This is a genomic window from Faecalibacterium langellae (assembly GCF_002549775.1).
Classification (GTDB): domain Bacteria; phylum Bacillota; class Clostridia; order Oscillospirales; family Ruminococcaceae; genus Faecalibacterium; species Faecalibacterium langellae.
Window position 1 is genome coordinate 1 of sequence record NZ_NMTR01000012.1, and the last position, 14,682, is coordinate 14,682.

Consider the following 14,682-nt stretch of genomic DNA (forward strand, 5'->3'; position numbering starts at 1 on the left):
CAACCCCAAAGAGGATGGGCTCCATACAAAAAAGCTAGCCGCTTCGCTTAACGCTTTTTTGTGTTCCGCCATTTCAAGGCCCCTCAGCCGCTGCGGCGGCAGCTCCCCGCAGGGGAGCGGGTGCGCCCTCTCCGTCACCTTCGGTGACACCTTGTCACCTTTTTTGTCGCTGCGCGACATCTTCCCCCGACCGGGGGAAGTCTTTCAAAGGGAGAGGCAAGAAGCACTCCCATTACGCCCTTGGCTCCCTTTCAAAAGAAAAGCAAGAAGCGTGCCCTCCACGCTCTTGGCTCTCCCTTTGGGAGAGCTGGCAAACCCGAAGGGTTTGACTGAGAGGGTTTGCTTCTCGCCGAGCTGCGGGTTCCCCGCTGGCGCGACGCTCCCGCAGGGAGCCAGCGACAGCAGATGCCGGTTGCCGTTACGGCCCTTCCCGTGAAAAAGCAACACCGGAATGACCGCAGTCATTCCGGTGTTGCAATAAAAAATAATATTTCCACTAATATTGCCAAAGCGAACGCGTCGGCAATTCTAAATCGTTAATGCTTTCTCCGGCCTATAACATACCACGGTAGATACATGATCACCAGTGCTGCCGCGATGGCAGGCAGAAAGCCCAGGATATAATACTTCTCGCCCAGCGCGGCGGTGAACGCGCTGGTGATGACGTTGCCATAGGGGTTGTTCAGAAAATAAAAGTTCGTCTGCAAGGGCTTGTTCAAAAAGTAGATGGGCAGGGCCGAACCGAACAGAAACGCCAGCACCATGGGCACCCGGCGCACGCTGGGCCGGTAGCCGCCCGCCACCAGCAGCACCGGGTAGAGCACCAGCAGGGCATGGATGCTCACCGAGTGCAGGTTGATGAGGGTCCACCAGCTGGGCACGTCCCGCCAGCTGGGGCACAGCAGCGCCAGCATGGCCCCGGGGATGCACAGGGCGTAGAGCTCCTCCTTGCACCAGTTCTGGTCCGTGACGGTGCAGTACAGGCAGACGAACACATTGATGCTGCACAGGTGCAGCGGCAGATAGCTCCAGTTCCACTGGCCGGTCAGGGCCATGCCCAGCAGCAGGGCGGCTTCGTCGGCCAGCAGGGCTGCCGTCACGCCCACGAGGATGCGCCGCCGCGTGCGTGCCCCGGCCCGGCGGTACCACACCGCCATGCCGAGGATGAACAGCGCCGACACCGCCAGCTCCACGAGATGCACCGTGCCGAACAGCGGGTAGCACTCGTACCCGGGGCCGAACTCGGCCGCTGTGATATCGTAAGATTTCCAGAAATCGCTCACACGTTTCACCGCCTTTTGGCCCTATCCTAGCGCACATCTCTCCAAAAGGAAAGACTTTTTTGCAAAAAAGCGCAAAAGCGGGTGCATTCTGGGCCGCAGTGTGGTATCTTATAAAATAGTATACACAAATACGCCGCAACGGCGCACAAAGGAGAGGAAAGTATATGACACTGGAAACTGGTATCCGCGGCGAGCAGAGCGTGCTCGTCACCGCGGCCAACACTGCAAAGACCATGGGAAGCGGCACGCTGGACGTGTTCGCCACCCCCGCGCTGGTGGCTCTGGCTGAAAAGACCTGCTGGATGAGCGTGGCCGACGCACTGGACGAAGGCAATGGCTCGGTGGGCACCAAGCTGGAGCTGGAGCACACCGCTCCCACCCCCGTGGGCATGACCGTCACCTGCGAGAGTGAGCTGGTGGCCGTGGAAGGCCGCAAGCTGACCTTCAAGGTCACCCTGCACGACGAAAAAGGCCCGGTGGGCGGCGGCACCCACGAGCGCTTTGTCATCAATAACGCCAAGTTCGCGGCGAAGGCGGAGGCGAAGAAGGGGTAAAAAGAAAAACGCGCTCGCCCTCTCAGTCACCTTCGGTGCCAGCTCTCCCAAAGGGAGAGCCACGGGCTTAGCCGTTACGCTTCTTGCCTCCCCCTTCGGGGGAGGTGGCATTGCGAAGCAATGACGGAGAGGGTTATTCTTCATCCTTTTTCTCCGGTTGTCCCAACCGTATCGGCGGCAGGTCCGCGTCCAGCAGCTGCTGTTCGGCGCGCACCTGCGCGTCCTGCAAAAGCTGCGCCGCCTGCACACTGGCGCGGAACAGCTCAAAGTACATCGCTTTATAATCCGGCGCGGCGCTCACCCCCCTGCTGTGTTTGTGGGGATAGTCTTTCCCGCACAGCGGGCGGTGATGCGCCGCCGGAAACAAGAAAAAAGAGGAATCCGTTATGAAAAACAAAAATCTATCCTGGTTCGCGGCGCTGCTGGTGTTCGCGCTGCTGCTGTGGTGCACCGCTGTCACCCCCGGCAAGATCGCGGACCCGTCCACCTACACCTGCTCGGTGTACAGCACCATCTTCTCGCTGCTGCCGCCGGTGATCGCCATCGTGCTGGCGTTGAACACCAAGGAAGTCTACACCTCCCTGCTGGTGGGCATCGCGTCCGGTGCACTGCTGTACGCCAACGGCAATCTGGAGCTGGCCATCAACACCCTGTTCTTCAACGAAGACGGCGGCATGGTGGCCAAGCTTTCCGACAGCAGCAATGTGGGCATTCTGGTCTTTCTGGTCATGCTGGGCATTCTGGTGGCCCTGATGAACAAGGCCGGCGGCTCGGCGGCCTTCGGGCGCTGGGCGTCCACCCACATCCACTCCCGGGCCGGTGCGCAGTTTGCCACCCTGCTGCTGGGCGTGATGATCTTTGTGGACGACTACTTCAACTGCCTGACCGTCGGCTCTGTCATGCGCCCGGTCACCGACCGGCAGAAGGTCTCCCGCGCAAAGCTGGCCTACCTGATCGACGCCACTGCGGCCCCGGTGTGCATCATTGCACCGGTGTCCAGCTGGGCGGCTGCCGTTACTTCCTCAGTGCCGGAAGGCTCCGGTATCAACGGCTTTACCATGTTCCTGCGCACCATTCCTTATAACTACTATGCCCTGCTCACGCTGGTGATGATCCTGTTCCTTATCTTTACCGGCACCGACTTCGGCCCCATGCAGCTCAACGAGCGCAACGCCGTCAACGGCGACCTGTTCACCACCGCCGACCGTCCCTACGGCGACGACGTGGACGATGGCAGCTCCACGGCGGGCCATGTAGCAGACCTGATCGCCCCGGTGCTGGTGCTGATCGCGGCCTGCATCTTCGGCATGATCTACACCGGCGGCTTCTTTGAGGGCGTGGACTTCGTCACCGCCTTTGCGGACTGCAACGCTTCGGCGGGCCTTGTGCTGGGCAGCAGCATTGCCCTGCTGTTCACCTTCATCTTCTACCGCGTGCGCAATGTGATGACCTTCCAGGACTTCGCTGCCTGCATCCCCGAGGGCTTCAAGGCCATGGTCAGCCCCATGCTGATCCTCTCCCTCGCATGGACCCTGTCCGGCATGACCGGCCTGCTGGGCGCAAAGTACTATGTTGCAAACCTGCTGAACGGCTCTGCCGCTGCCCTGCAGTACATGCTGCCGGTCATCATCTTCCTTGTGGCAGTGTTCCTTGCCTTTGCCACCGGCACTTCCTGGGGCACCTTCTCCATCCTCATTCCCATCGTGTGCCATGCCTTCCCGGATGGTGAGATGCTGGTCATCTCCATCGCGGCCTGTCTGTCCGGCGCGGTGTGCGGTGACCACTGCTCCCCCATCTCGGATACCACCATCATGGCGTCCGCCGGTGCCCACTGCAGCCACGTGAACCATGTGTCCACCCAGCTGCCCTACGCCATCACGGCGGCAGCCTGCGCGGCGGTGTGCTATGTCATCACCGGCATTGCACAGGCATTCCTCGGTGCAAGCGCCAGCCTTGTCACCTCGCTCATCCTGCTGGCTGTGGCCATTGCAGTGGAGCTGGCCGTGCTGAGCGTCATCCGCGTGCGTACCGGCAAAGCGGCAAAGAAAGCTTGACCGAGAAAGCGCAATTTCCCTTTGCGCCGCGGGCAAAACGTGGTATACTGAAAGAAAATGAACTTTCGGAGGCGCACGACCCATGCTGGAACAGGCATTTCAGGACGTATACACCAAATTCAAGCTGCATTTTTACCAGAACATTTTTCAGCGTTTTGCCACCCGGGAAGCGACCCTGACCACGGTGGAATCCTTCTGCATGGAAGGCATCATGGCCATGGGCGAGCCCACCATTGCCGAGTTTTCGCGCATGATGCAGATCTCCACCCCCAACGCGGCGTATAAGATCGGCAGTCTGGTGAAGAAGGGCTATGTGGAAAAGATCCAGTCCACCACCGACCGGCGCGAATACAACCTGCGTCCCACCCAGAAGTATATCGATTACTACAACATCAGCTATTCCTACCTGCACACCGTAGTGGAGCGCGCCCGCGAGCGTTTCTCCCCTGAGGACTGCGCAAAGCTGGAAGAGATGCTCACCATCGTGAGCGACGAGCTGATGCCGGAACTGGACCTGCCCAAAAAGAACGCAGAATAAGCAAAAAACCTCCCGGTCGCTGGCCGGGAGGTTTTTTGTGTATCGTTACTTCTGCTCTTTATCCACCACCTGGATCTTGCCCTTCTTCCACAGCACATAGGAAGTGAGGATGCCGATGGGCAGCATCACGATGATGAAGATGCCCACAAGGCCGCCCAGCGCCGCGCCGTAGCCCGCCAGACGGGCCGCGAGGGAGAGCACCGTCATGATGATGAGCACCGGCAGCACGCCCTTGATACCGCCCTTGACCACCTTATTGCCGCTGGCAGAGCTGGCGAACAGGCCCAGCGCCATGGAGCCGAACAGGGCCGGCAGCAGGTAGCCGGAAGCCGTCTTGACGGCGGGCAGCTCGAACACCGGGCTGATGAAGGAAGCGCACACCGCCGCCAGCGTCAGGATGGCAACGGTCATCAGGGACGAGACCGCCACAGCCACCGAGGCAATGGCTTCACCCTCCGGGGTGTTGGGCTGCTTCTTGGTCAGGTTCATGGCGTTGGCTGCCACGGGCAGCTTCAGGTTCATGATGTTGCCAGTGATAAAAGCCAGGTACGCCGAGCAGCCCAGAATGGGGGTGTAGCTCAGCGCTTCCGAAAAGCCCACCGGGATATAGATGAGCAGGATGGAAAAGGTGTTCACGTTGAACACCTCGCCCAGACTCGGGATGCTGTCGTAGGCGGCCAGCACCACGAAAGGCAGCGCCACCATGTAGATGAGGGCGATCAGGGTGCCCACGCGGCCCCAGCGGTGCGCCCAGCTCTGGAAGGAATCCATTTTGGTCTCGGTCTTTGCTTTGCTCATGTTCCTGCCCTCCTTACCCGAAAATGCGCACCCATGCCAGCGACGAGATCAGGCCGCCCAGCATGGAGAATGCCATCACAAAGTTGTTCAGCCACGCAAGGCCCGGGCGCTTTGCCAGCACGCCCACGCCCACTGCGATGACAAGGCCGGTGATCATGACAGCCGCCTGCACGTTATCCGTGAACAGCAGGATGGGGATGTATACGGAAAACATCACCAGCATGAACACGCCGGAGAGCACGTTTTTCCAGGTGCTGCCGCCGTTATCGGCAGCGGAGCGGTCCACGCTCTTGCACAGCTTTTTGCCGAAGGGCAGCAGGATGAGAAAGCCGCTCAGCATACCCACGCTCATCAGGATCATCACCACGCCGAACTGGCGGCCGGTGGCGCTTTCCAGCATTTCGGCCGAGGATGCATAGCCCAGCACCTGCGCGATGGAGCTGGAGATCATGGTTTCATACGACAGCGAGCCGATGACCGAAAGCCGCCACCATGCCCACACACTGCCCAGCACCGCAATGAGCACGAACAGGCCCACCACGATGGAAAGGCTGGGCACGATGGAAAACACAAGGCTGGATTTGATGACGTTGCTCAGCTCTTTGCGGGTGATGCCCAGTTCCAGGCAGTGGTCGTAGGCCTTTTTCAGATACACCAGCGAGAACGCCGCGATGTAGACAAGGCCGCCGATGACCAGCGCCAGCAAAAGCGGGCTCTGGATGATGTCTTTCATGGTTGCCATGAGATTGTCCCTCCCTCAAATACACTCCGGACGAAAAAAGGCGGGTGTTTTGTGCCCGCCGTCCTTGCGATACGGACAGGATACCGGAAAAAGCCGTGCTTGTCAAATAAGTAACACTAAAGCACGGGCGGTGGTTTGGGCAGATTTTTGCCGCGAAAACCGGCAAAGAAGCTTTACTGCGTTAAAATAATAAAGTGATGACCGCCGGTCACTTTGCATCCGTTGAAAGTTGCATAAAAAACAAAGAAAAATTTTGTCGTTCTGCTGAAAACAGCGCCCGCCCGGCCCTTGCAAACGCCGTAAAACCTGTTATAATACAAGCATCAACATATCGAAGAAATGGGTTTTTCTGCGGCAGTGCGGCCGCAGCCGAAGGACCCTGCGAGATTTTTGAGGGAAAGACCAATGGAACATGTGACCGAACAACAATTGACACGGCAGCAGAGCCCCGTCTGGCGGGCCCTGCGTGCCGCTGCACCCCAGACCATCCCGGTGCTGGCGGGCTATTTTGTGCTTGGCATGGGCTACGGCATCTACGTGCAGTCGCTGGGGCTGCCGGTGTGGATGCCCATGCTCATGGGCACGGTGGTGTATGGCGGCTCGCTGGAATTTGTTCTGGCAAGCCTGCTGCTCAGCGCGTTTTCACCGCTCTCCGCCTTTTTGATGGCCCTGATGATTCAGGCCCGGCACCTGTTCTACGGCCTTGCCATGCTGGAGCGCTACAAGGGCTACGGCCTGCGCAGCTTTTACATGATCTTTGCCATGAGTGACGAGACCTTCTCCATCACCTGCTCGGCGGAACCGCCTGCGGGGGTGGATAAGGGCTGGTTCATGTTTTTCATCACCCTGCTGGACCAGTTCTACTGGGTGGCCAGCGCGGGCCTTGGCGCGGCGGTGGGGTCCATCCTGCCCTTCAGCACCGAGGGCGTGGACTTCGTCATGACGGCTATGTTCACGGTCATCTTCCTCAACCAGTGGGAAAAGAGCAAGCAACACTACAGCGCCTTCATTGGCTTGGCCGCACCGCTGGTGTGCCTGGCCATTTTCGGCTCCGGCAGCTTCCTGCTGCCGTCCATGGGCTGCATTTTGGTGCTGCTGCTGGCCCTGCGCAAGCCCATTGAAAAAGCCGAGGGCACCGAGCCGGAAGCCGAAAAGAAAAACGAGGAGGTGGGCGCATGACCGCACTTCAGATGGGCCTGACCATTGCGGTGTGCACCGCCGCCACCATGATCACCCGCTTTCTGCCGTTCGTGGTGTTTTCGTCCAAAGACCAGCAGCCGCCCGAGGTGGTGCGGTATCTGGGCCGGGTGCTGCCCGCCGCCATCTTCGGCATGCTGATCGTTTACTGCCTGAAAAGCGTCACTCCGTTTGCGGGCAGCCACGGCATCCCGGAGGCCATTGCTCTGCTGGTGACGGTGGCCCTGCACAAGTGGAAGCACGAAACGCTGCTCAGCGTGGCGGGCGGCACCCTGTGCTATGTGCTGCTGGTGCAGCTGGTGTTTTGAAAAACGCAAAGCGCTGCCGCGCAGGGGAATTCCTGTACGGCAGCGCTTATTTATTTTGCCGGGAACTGCGCTTCGAAGTCCGCAAATTCCTGCGGGCGGGTCAGGCAGACAAAATATCCCGCCGGGTCGCGGTAGATACCGTGTTTTCCCCGCAGGAAGCCGGGCCGCAGTTCCTTTACCAGAAAATAGTCTGCCTCCGGGTCGTCGGCATAGCGGATGCCGACGGTTTTGCCCGGCACAAAGCCGGAAGGCCCGTAAAAGGCGGGATCGCCTTCCAGCACGGCTGCACCAAAACCGCGTTCCGCGGCTTTCTGCAGTGCAGTGTCCAGCAGCAGGCGGCCAAGGCCCTGCCGCTGCATCTCCGGTGCGATGCACAGCGGGCCGACATTCAGCACCGGCAGGACGCTGCCATCGTCCAGCGCCGCATCGGCCCGGACGGCGGCAAACTGCCCAATGAGCCTGCCGTCCTGTTCCAGCACAAGGGCGAGGTCCGGCACAAAGGCCGGGTCCTGCCGCAGGCAGTGCAGAACAAAATGCTCCATACAGCCCGGGCGGTAAACATTCCAGAATGCATCCCGCACAAGGCTCTCCACGGCGCGGTAGTCGGCAGGCACTTCCTGCCGGATGGTCATTGATGTTTGCTTCATTGGGGTTCCTCCTTTCCGTCTCTGTGCCCAGCGTAACACGCAATTCTGTATAAAAATGTACCCGCGGCATTTCCGTTTCGGGGAAATGCTGCGAGTACATTGCGGTATCGGGCAAAGCCGTGTCCTTTTTGCGGTTTTGTGCTTACTTGCGGCCGTAAAGAATGCCCATGCCGGAGATCATCCACGGGGTGCGCACATAGCCGGGCACGAAGTCCAGCTTCTGTTCCAGATTGCCAATAAAGTGCACCTCGGTGATGCCCTCGGCCTGCAGCTGCTTCACGAATTCGTCCATGTCGCCGTACAGGCCCTTCTGAGAGAACATGTCCTGGAAGGAGAATGTGCCGCCCTTTTTCACCACACGCAGCGCTTCCCGCACCACGTCGCGCTTGTCCTTGGCGGTGCGCACCTCGTGGAACACAAAGTTGGAGACAGCGGCATCAAAGCTCTCGTCCGGGTAGGCCAGATGGGCGGCGTCGCCCTTCTCAAAGGTGATGCGGTCGGCCACGCCCTCAGCCTTGGCATTGCGCTCGCACTGGTCTTTGGCGTAGTTCCACTCGGCACCCCAGTAGTCCATGCCGGTGAGCTGTGCTTCCGGGAAGGCTTTGGCACAGCGGACGGTCAGCGCGCCGGCACCGCAGCCGATGTCCAGCAGTTTGCCCTTGCCGTCCCAGTCCAGATGCCGCACCAGATGTTCGTGGACTTTCGCCATCATGTTGCCCTTGCCGAAGGCGAACTCCTCATGGCAGCGGTACATGTAAGCGCCGTAGGCCAGCAGAATGATGCCGAGGACTGCCAGCACCACTGCCAGCACAGTCTTGTGCAAGCCGATGCCGCAGGCAGGCCCTGCCGCCAGCAGCACCGCGCCGCCGCCGAACAGCGGCGGGAACATCTTCTCCGGGACCCAGTTGCCGTAGTTGGTTTGCGTATTCATCATGATACCTCCCTGCTCGGTTGATATCATCATGTTAGCATAAACAAACCGCGCTGTCAATGCCGCGCAGCGGCTCAGTGATAGAAGGTGTCGAAGTTTACCTGACGGTAGAAACGCTGCTGCAGCTGGTCAAAGCTTTCGCAGTTCTGGGCCAGCAGCCACATGCTCTTGGTCACCACGGCTTCAATGGTCATGTCGTGGGCCTCCAGGAAGCGGAAGCGGTTCTTCACCCGCTTGCCCACCTCGTAAACGCCCACGTCGCTGCCCTCATAGGTGACCTGGGTGGTCAGGATGAGCACCTTGCGAGTCTTGTCGTAGTCGCCCAGCCCTTCGGCAAAGGCGTCCATGAGCTGCTGCGGGATGCCGCCCACGCCAAAGCTCTCCACGATGACGCAGTCGTACAGGCGGAAAATCTCGGGGATGAGGTCCGGCGACATGCCGGGCGTCAGCTTGAGCAGGAACACCTTCGGGTCCAGTGCGCGGCCAAACTCTACCGGGCCGGTGGGCCACGGCGACGGGATATACCGCACCAGCCGGTCGCCCTGCACCAGCGCCAACTCCGGGAAGTTGACCGAGGCAAAGGCGTCGTAGCTGATGGTCTTGTTTTTCTTGGCGCGGGTGCCCGCGATGACGTGCCCGCCGAACACCACCATGACGCCGCGGCTGCCCGGGTCCAGCGCGCAGATGACGCTGTCGCGCAGGTTTTTCTTCGCGTCGGTGATCTCGTTGGAGATGGGCTGCTGGGCACCGGTGAGGATGATGGGCTTGTCCGCGTTCTGGATGAGATAGGAGAGCGCCGCCGCCGAGTAGGCCAGCGTGTCGGTGCCGTGGCAGATGATGAAGCCGTCGTACAGGGCGTAGTTCTCCTGCACGGCCTTGGCCATCATGAGCCAGTGCTCCTGGCCGAGGTCGGTGCTGTCGATGCTGCACAGGGCCAGCGTTTCCGGGACGCACAGGTCGTTCAGCTCCGGCAGGTGGGCCAGAAGTTCTTCGCTGGTGAGCACGGGCTTCAAGCCCTGCGGGGTGCGCACGCTGGCAATGGTGCCGCCGGTGGTGATGAAAAGAATGCGCTGTTTGGACATAAAAGAAAGCCTCCGTGGCAGAAAATCAGGTGACTCCGTAAGTATAGCACACCCTTTTCCGCTTGAAAAGTGCCCGCCTGCGGCAAAAAACAAATTTTTGCGACCCGGTCACAGAAGTTTGGGGGAATTTGGTGTATACTAAAGAAAATGATAAAAGGAGAATGTTATGCCCAAGATTGTGATTATCGGTTCCGGCCCGGCGGGCGTATCCGCCGCGCTGTACGCTGTCCGCGCCGGTGTGGATACCACGGTGCTCACCAAAGGCCCCGGTGCGCTGGACCGCGCCGAAAAAATTGAAAACTATTACGGCTTTGCCGAGCCGGTCTCCGGTGCGGAACTGGAACGCCGCAGCATCGAGAATGCAAAGCGCCTTGGTGTGAGATTCGTCACAGCCGAAGCCGTGGGCCTGACCTATACGGATCAACTCACCGTAGAAACAGTGGATAAAAATTACCCGGCGGACGCTGTGATCCTTGCCACGGGTGCATCCCGGGCGGTGCCGCGCATCCCGGGCCTTGCCGGGTTGGAGGGGCACGGCGTGAGCTATTGCGCCGCCTGCGACGCCTTTTTCTACCGTGGAAAGGACGTGGCGGTGCTGGGCAGCGGCGAGTACGCCCTGCACGAGGTGCAGGCTCTGCTGCCGGTGGCAAAAAGTGTTGCCCTGCTGACCAACGGCGCACCGCTGACGGTGGACTTCCCGCCGGAGGTCACAGTCTATCCGCAGGCCGTGGAGGCTGTTCTGGGCGAAACCGTTGTCACCGGCGTGCAGCTGTCCGGCGGTGTGCAGCTGCCTGTCAGCGGTGTATTTGTGGCACTGGGCGTGGCGGGCAGCACCGCACTGGCTAGGAAGATCGGCGCAGAGGTGGACGGGAACCGCATCGTGGTGGACGAAAAAATGCAGACCACCGTGCCCGGCCTGTATGCGGCGGGCGACTGCACCGGGGGCCTTCTGCAGGTGGCAAAGGCCGTGTATGAGGGCGCGCAGGCGGGCACTGAAGCCGCCAAGGCCCTGCGGAAAGGATGAAGTATATGCCGGAAAAAACGAATGACCACCGCGGGTGCCTTGCCTGCGGCTTCCCCTTCTGGGACGACCTGACGCCCGACGAGCAGGACATGCTCTGCCGCTATACCCGACCGGTGCACTACGCAAAAGGGGCACGGGTACACAGTCCGCTGGAAAGCTGCGTGGGCATCCTGCTGCTGCGGTCGGGCCAGCTGCGGGCCTACCTGCTCTCGGAGGATGGGCGGGACGTGACCCTTTACCGCCTGTTCGGCGGCGAGGTGTGCATTCTGTCGGCGTCCTGCGTGATGGACTCGGTGAACATCGATCTGTACATCGACGCCGAGGAGGACACCGAGGCCTATTGCATCAGTGCAGGCGTGTTCCGCAAACTGATGCAGCAGAACGTCCATGTGCGCTGCTATGCCTACCAGATGACGGCGGAACGCTTCTCCGACAGCATGTGGACCATGCAGCAGGTGCTGTTCATGAGCGCGGACCGCAGGCTTGCCATCTTCCTTTCCGACGAGCTGGCCAAAACCGGCGGCGATGAGGTGCGCATGACCCACGACCAGATCGCAAAGTACATGGGCTCTGCCCGCGAGGTGGTGAGCCGGATGTTGAAGTATTTCGCGCAGGAAGGCTGGGTGCGCCTTTACCGCGGCGGCGTGCAGGTGCTGGATAAGAAAAAGCTGCAGCAATTGGCGAGAGGGCAGTAAAAAAGAGGACGATGCGATGCATCGTCCTCTTTTCACGTTTCAGGGTCAGCCTTTGCAGCCCTGTTCTTCCCAGTCGCCGAAATCGCTGGCGTCAGCGATCTTGGTGGGGTCGAACTTGCCGGTTTCGTCCCTGGGGGCTTCGGCGGGGCCGGCCTCCACGGGGTTCGGGTTCGGGGCCTCCGGGTCATACACCGGCTTCTCGCCGTCTTTGGCGGGCAGGGTCACCGGCTCATTTGCAGCCGGGGCAGCAGGTTCGTCCGCTGCTTCTGTGGGCGGTTCGGCAGCAGGAGCTTCCGGCGCGGCTTCTTCGGCGGGCGCAGCAGCTTCGGCCTTGGCCTCGCCCTCGGCGTAGGCTTCGGCGGTCTTTGCAGCCTCCTTGGCGTCCAGCTCGGCGTCCTCCGGGAACTCTACTTCCTCCACATGGAGCGGGTCTTTCTGGTTCAGGATCTTGTCCAGTGCCACAATGGCAGCACCGGTAACGGCCACCGCAGCGGCCGTGCCAAGGATACGAAACAGTGTTTTCATGCCGGGACCTCCTTGAAAGATCAGATCAAGAGAATGTTACCACATCGTTCAGCGGCTTTTCGGCAGGCTCCACCGAAATGGCGGTGAGCACCGGGCCTTTGCCGCGGTAGATGTTATGGAACTTGTAGCCTACCTTTGCGGTCACCCGCACCCATGCGCGCTGCTCCAGCGCCTTGTAGCCATCGTAGCTGCAGGGAAAGCCAACGAACTGGATGTCCTGCACGCAGCAGGTCATGGCGAAACGGCCCGGCACGAAGCTGTTCTTGCCCGCGCGGTTGGTCTGGCACACCTGTGCCAGGAACTTGACCGTCTTGCCGGTGTACTTCTGGGGTTCGTCCTGGCAGTCCATATACCAGATGCCAAAGTCGTCGTCCTGGATCTCGATCACGTCTGCGTTCACATCGAAGGGCAGCGGGTCGGGGATGTCGTCGTAGGCCACGCTGCCGTCGGCGAACTCGTAGGCGATGTCGCACTTGCGGGATGCCTGACGCACCAGCTTGTGCAGCTCCTGACGGGCGGCATCGTTGTTCACGGCCTCAGCGCGGTTGAACACGATCAGCTCACTGCGGGCGATCTTGTCCAGCAGCAGGCTGCGCATGGAGTTGTCGCGGGCATAGGTCAGGGCGGTGGTGCCGTCAGCGGTGGCGATGCACTGGTATACGATCCAGCTCTCGGGCAGGGCCTCGGCCAGGTCCTGCAGCAGCCACATGCCGTTGTACTCGATGACCACGCGGCCTGCGCCGGATTCCTTCTCCAGCTTTGCCAGGTTCTGCGGGTTCAGCTCGGCCTTGTCCTCGATGACCTTCACGGTCACGCCGGGGAAGGCAAACTTTTTGGGGTTGTATTCTTCTTCGCCTTCCTCGCAGATCAGCAGCAGGGTCTTGTCGCCGGAGTCGAAGTTGGGGTCTTCAAAGGTCTCCTGAATGAATTTGGTCTTGCCGCTTTCCAGAAAGCCCACAAACAGGTAGACCGGAATTTCTTTTGCCATAAGTGATGGTTTCTCCTTCTTATTTTAACGCTCAGCAGCCGAACAGCTCAGCAATGGCCTTCTCGTTCAGCTTGGAGCCGATGACGACCAGCTTGCCGCCCACGTCAGCACCGCGGGCACGCACTTCCCACTCGCCGGGCACATAGTCGAACTCCAGCCAGCCGTCGGCACCGCCGTCCACGATGCCCTTGCTGCGCAGGATCATGCCGTAAGCGCCGGTGTCCAGCTCGGTGAGGGCGTGCTCCACTTCGGCCTTGGTGAACTTGCGGGCCGTCTCGACGCCCCAGCTGGTGAACACCTCGTCGGCGTCGTGGTCATGATGATGGTGATGATGACCGCAGCAGCAGTGGTCGCCGTGCTCGTGGTCGTGCTCGTCATGGTCATGATCTTCGTGATCGTGGTGATGATGCTCGTGCTCATCATGGTCGTCATCATCGTCGTCGTCGTGATGATGGTGGCCGCAGCAGCAATGATCGTCGTCTTCGTCATCATGGTGGTGATGATGCTCATGCTCGTCGTGGTCATCATCCTCGTCATCGTCGTCGTCATCGTGATGATGGCCGCAGCTGCACACGCCGTTCTCATCGTAGTGATGGTGGTGGTGATGATGTTCTTCTTCCTCATCCTCGTGGGCGTGTTCCTCATTGGCCTTGGCTGCCATGGCGATCAGCTCTGCCTTGAAGTCGTCCTTGGTGGACATGGCCTTCAGGATCTGCTCACCGGTCAGGTCGTCCCATGCGGTGGTGACGATGGTAGCGGTGGGGTTCTTCTCGCGCAGCATGGCTACGGCAGCGGCGATCTTCTCCTCGCTGGCGGTCTGGGTGCGGCTGAGCAGGATGCAGCTTGCGTGGCTGATCTGGTCATCGTAGAACTCGCCGAAGTTCTTCATATACATCTTGACCTTGTTCACATCGGCCACGGTGACAAAGCTGTTCAGCTGCACGTCCAGGTGCTCGGCCACGCCTTCCACAGCGCGGGTCACGTCGGAGAGCTTGCCCACGCCGGAGGGCTCGATGACGATGCGGTCGGGGTGGTACTGCTCCACCACCTGCTGCAGAGCGGTTCGGAAGTCGCCCACCAGCGAGCAGCAGATGCAGCCGGCGTTCAGCTCGTTGATCTGGATGCCGCTTTCCTTCAAAAAGCCGCCGTCGATGCCGATCTCGCCGAACTCGTTCTCGATCAGAACGACCTGCTGGCCTGCGAAAGCCTCTTTGATGAGCTTTTTGATGAGGGTGGTTTTACCGGCACCCAGGAAGCCGGAGAAGATATCAATTTTGGTCATGATTCAAATGCCTCTTTCTTGTAATAGCACACAG

At 60.3% G+C, this 14,682-nt stretch carries 17 protein-coding genes; 7 read left to right on the top strand and 10 right to left on the bottom strand.

The genetic code is table 11. From position 1 onward, the window contains the following. Positions 1 to 536: 536 nt before the first annotated feature. Complete coding sequence (locus tag CGS49_RS04285; RefSeq protein WP_097800679.1) at positions 537 to 1,283, bottom strand: YwaF family protein; 747 nt, start codon at positions 1,281 to 1,283, stop codon at positions 537 to 539. Positions 1,284 to 1,447: 164 nt separating this feature from the next. On the opposite strand from CGS49_RS04285, the gene CGS49_RS04290 reads away from it, so the two are divergent. Then, complete coding sequence (locus CGS49_RS04290) at positions 1,448 to 1,837, top strand: thioesterase family protein (protein ID WP_097800680.1); 390 nt, start codon at positions 1,448 to 1,450, stop codon at positions 1,835 to 1,837. 133 nt (positions 1,838 to 1,970) lie between these two features. Here CGS49_RS04290 and CGS49_RS14165 read toward each other — a convergent pair whose 3' ends face one another. Beyond that, the gene (locus CGS49_RS14165) at positions 1,971 to 2,111 is read right to left on the bottom strand and encodes a hypothetical protein (RefSeq protein WP_179859029.1); all 141 of its coding nucleotides are present in this window, start codon (positions 2,109 to 2,111) and stop codon (positions 1,971 to 1,973) included. Between the two features lie 112 nt (positions 2,112 to 2,223). Between CGS49_RS14165 and CGS49_RS04300 the strand changes: the two genes are divergently transcribed. Together CGS49_RS04300 and CGS49_RS04305 are read left to right on the top strand one after the other, a co-directional pair. Next, positions 2,224 to 3,891 carry a Na+/H+ antiporter NhaC family protein gene (locus CGS49_RS04300; protein ID WP_097800682.1) on the top strand — a complete coding sequence of 556 codons (1,668 nt, stop codon included), beginning with the start codon at positions 2,224 to 2,226 and terminating at the stop codon, positions 3,889 to 3,891. An 82-nt stretch (positions 3,892 to 3,973) separates the two neighbouring features. Then, positions 3,974 to 4,429, top strand: a complete 456-nt coding sequence (locus CGS49_RS04305; RefSeq protein ID WP_097800683.1) for a MarR family winged helix-turn-helix transcriptional regulator — start codon at positions 3,974 to 3,976, stop codon at positions 4,427 to 4,429. A 45-nt stretch (positions 4,430 to 4,474) separates the two neighbouring features. Here the strand turns inward: CGS49_RS04305 and CGS49_RS04310 are convergent, their stop codons facing one another. Continuing rightward, positions 4,475 to 5,227: a hypothetical protein gene (locus CGS49_RS04310; RefSeq protein ID WP_097800684.1), complete on the bottom strand. Its 753-nt coding sequence runs from the start codon at positions 5,225 to 5,227 to the stop codon at positions 4,475 to 4,477. 13 nt (positions 5,228 to 5,240) lie between these two features. Continuing rightward, complete coding sequence (locus CGS49_RS04315; RefSeq protein ID WP_097800685.1) at positions 5,241 to 5,969, bottom strand: DUF5058 family protein; 729 nt, start codon at positions 5,967 to 5,969, stop codon at positions 5,241 to 5,243. Between the two features lie 405 nt (positions 5,970 to 6,374). Here CGS49_RS04315 and CGS49_RS04320 point away from each other — a divergent pair, with 405 nt between their 5' ends. Both CGS49_RS04320 and CGS49_RS04325 read left to right on the top strand, forming a co-directional pair. After that, positions 6,375 to 7,148 (top strand): AzlC family ABC transporter permease, encoded by a 774-nt coding sequence (locus CGS49_RS04320; protein WP_097800686.1) that lies wholly within the window; start codon positions 6,375 to 6,377, stop codon positions 7,146 to 7,148. Next, on the top strand, positions 7,145 to 7,474 hold the full coding sequence (locus CGS49_RS04325; RefSeq protein WP_097800687.1) for a branched-chain amino acid transporter permease: 330 nt from the start codon (positions 7,145 to 7,147) through the stop codon (positions 7,472 to 7,474). The genes CGS49_RS04320 and CGS49_RS04325 overlap by 4 nt, the downstream gene beginning before the upstream one ends. Before the next feature lie 50 nt (positions 7,475 to 7,524). On the opposite strand, the gene CGS49_RS04330 is transcribed toward CGS49_RS04325, so the two are convergent. The 3 genes from CGS49_RS04330 to CGS49_RS04340 form a co-directional block, all read right to left on the bottom strand. After that, positions 7,525 to 8,121 carry a GNAT family N-acetyltransferase gene (locus CGS49_RS04330; RefSeq protein ID WP_097800688.1) on the bottom strand — a complete coding sequence of 199 codons (597 nt, stop codon included), beginning with the start codon at positions 8,119 to 8,121 and terminating at the stop codon, positions 7,525 to 7,527. 142 nt (positions 8,122 to 8,263) lie between these two features. Continuing rightward, positions 8,264 to 9,055 carry a class I SAM-dependent methyltransferase gene (locus CGS49_RS04335; RefSeq protein ID WP_242975362.1) on the bottom strand — a complete coding sequence of 264 codons (792 nt, stop codon included), beginning with the start codon at positions 9,053 to 9,055 and terminating at the stop codon, positions 8,264 to 8,266. 71 nt (positions 9,056 to 9,126) lie between these two features. Beyond that, positions 9,127 to 10,134 carry an asparaginase gene (locus tag CGS49_RS04340; protein WP_097800690.1) on the bottom strand — a complete coding sequence of 336 codons (1,008 nt, stop codon included), beginning with the start codon at positions 10,132 to 10,134 and terminating at the stop codon, positions 9,127 to 9,129. Between the two features lie 166 nt (positions 10,135 to 10,300). Between CGS49_RS04340 and CGS49_RS04345 the strand changes: the two genes are divergently transcribed. Both CGS49_RS04345 and CGS49_RS04350 read left to right on the top strand, forming a co-directional pair. After that, positions 10,301 to 11,158 (top strand): NAD(P)/FAD-dependent oxidoreductase, encoded by an 858-nt coding sequence (locus CGS49_RS04345; RefSeq protein WP_097800691.1) that lies wholly within the window; start codon positions 10,301 to 10,303, stop codon positions 11,156 to 11,158. A 5-nt stretch (positions 11,159 to 11,163) separates the two neighbouring features. Then, positions 11,164 to 11,853, top strand: coding sequence for a Crp/Fnr family transcriptional regulator (locus CGS49_RS04350; protein ID WP_097800692.1), 690 nt, complete (start codon positions 11,164 to 11,166; stop codon positions 11,851 to 11,853). 45 nt (positions 11,854 to 11,898) lie between these two features. Here the strand turns inward: CGS49_RS04350 and CGS49_RS04355 are convergent, their stop codons facing one another. From CGS49_RS04355 to CGS49_RS04365, 3 genes are read right to left on the bottom strand one after another with little or no spacing between them, the layout of a single operon-like run. Beyond that, the gene (locus CGS49_RS04355) at positions 11,899 to 12,378 is read right to left on the bottom strand and encodes a hypothetical protein (protein WP_097800693.1); all 480 of its coding nucleotides are present in this window, start codon (positions 12,376 to 12,378) and stop codon (positions 11,899 to 11,901) included. Between the two features lie 25 nt (positions 12,379 to 12,403). Continuing rightward, positions 12,404 to 13,366 carry a TIGR03943 family putative permease subunit gene (locus tag CGS49_RS04360; RefSeq protein ID WP_097800694.1) on the bottom strand — a complete coding sequence of 321 codons (963 nt, stop codon included), beginning with the start codon at positions 13,364 to 13,366 and terminating at the stop codon, positions 12,404 to 12,406. 31 nt (positions 13,367 to 13,397) lie between these two features. Continuing rightward, a complete protein-coding gene (locus CGS49_RS04365; protein ID WP_097800695.1) occupies positions 13,398 to 14,648 on the bottom strand; it encodes a CobW family GTP-binding protein in 1,251 nt (416 codons plus the stop codon). Positions 14,649 to 14,682 lie beyond the last annotated feature (34 nt).

What these genes read in the sequence shown, in the direction of transcription:
- CGS49_RS04290 (WP_097800680.1), top strand. Translation starts at nt 1,448, where the DNA reads ATGACACTGGAAACTGGTATCCGCGGCGAGCAGAGCGTGCTCGTCACC.
- CGS49_RS04350 (WP_097800692.1), top strand. Translation starts at nt 11,164, where the DNA reads ATGCCGGAAAAAACGAATGACCACCGCGGGTGCCTTGCCTGCGGCTTC.
- CGS49_RS04320 (WP_097800686.1), top strand. Translation starts at nt 6,375, where the DNA reads ATGGAACATGTGACCGAACAACAATTGACACGGCAGCAGAGCCCCGTC.
- CGS49_RS04315 (WP_097800685.1), bottom strand. Translation starts at nt 5,969, where the DNA reads ATGGCAACCATGAAAGACATCATCCAGAGCCCGCTTTTGCTGGCGCTG.
- CGS49_RS04335 (WP_242975362.1), bottom strand. Translation starts at nt 9,055, where the DNA reads ATGATGAATACGCAAACCAACTACGGCAACTGGGTCCCGGAGAAGATG.
- CGS49_RS04360 (WP_097800694.1), bottom strand. Translation starts at nt 13,366, where the DNA reads ATGGCAAAAGAAATTCCGGTCTACCTGTTTGTGGGCTTTCTGGAAAGC.
- CGS49_RS04310 (WP_097800684.1), bottom strand. Translation starts at nt 5,227, where the DNA reads ATGAGCAAAGCAAAGACCGAGACCAAAATGGATTCCTTCCAGAGCTGG.
- CGS49_RS04345 (WP_097800691.1), top strand. Translation starts at nt 10,301, where the DNA reads ATGCCCAAGATTGTGATTATCGGTTCCGGCCCGGCGGGCGTATCCGCC.
- CGS49_RS04325 (WP_097800687.1), top strand. Translation starts at nt 7,145, where the DNA reads ATGACCGCACTTCAGATGGGCCTGACCATTGCGGTGTGCACCGCCGCC.
- CGS49_RS04355 (WP_097800693.1), bottom strand. Translation starts at nt 12,378, where the DNA reads ATGAAAACACTGTTTCGTATCCTTGGCACGGCCGCTGCGGTGGCCGTT.
- CGS49_RS04300 (WP_097800682.1), top strand. Translation starts at nt 2,224, where the DNA reads ATGAAAAACAAAAATCTATCCTGGTTCGCGGCGCTGCTGGTGTTCGCG.
- CGS49_RS04305 (WP_097800683.1), top strand. Translation starts at nt 3,974, where the DNA reads ATGCTGGAACAGGCATTTCAGGACGTATACACCAAATTCAAGCTGCAT.
- CGS49_RS14165 (WP_179859029.1), bottom strand. Translation starts at nt 2,111, where the DNA reads ATGTACTTTGAGCTGTTCCGCGCCAGTGTGCAGGCGGCGCAGCTTTTG.
- CGS49_RS04365 (WP_097800695.1), bottom strand. Translation starts at nt 14,648, where the DNA reads ATGACCAAAATTGATATCTTCTCCGGCTTCCTGGGTGCCGGTAAAACC.
- CGS49_RS04340 (WP_097800690.1), bottom strand. Translation starts at nt 10,134, where the DNA reads ATGTCCAAACAGCGCATTCTTTTCATCACCACCGGCGGCACCATTGCC.
- CGS49_RS04330 (WP_097800688.1), bottom strand. Translation starts at nt 8,121, where the DNA reads ATGAAGCAAACATCAATGACCATCCGGCAGGAAGTGCCTGCCGACTAC.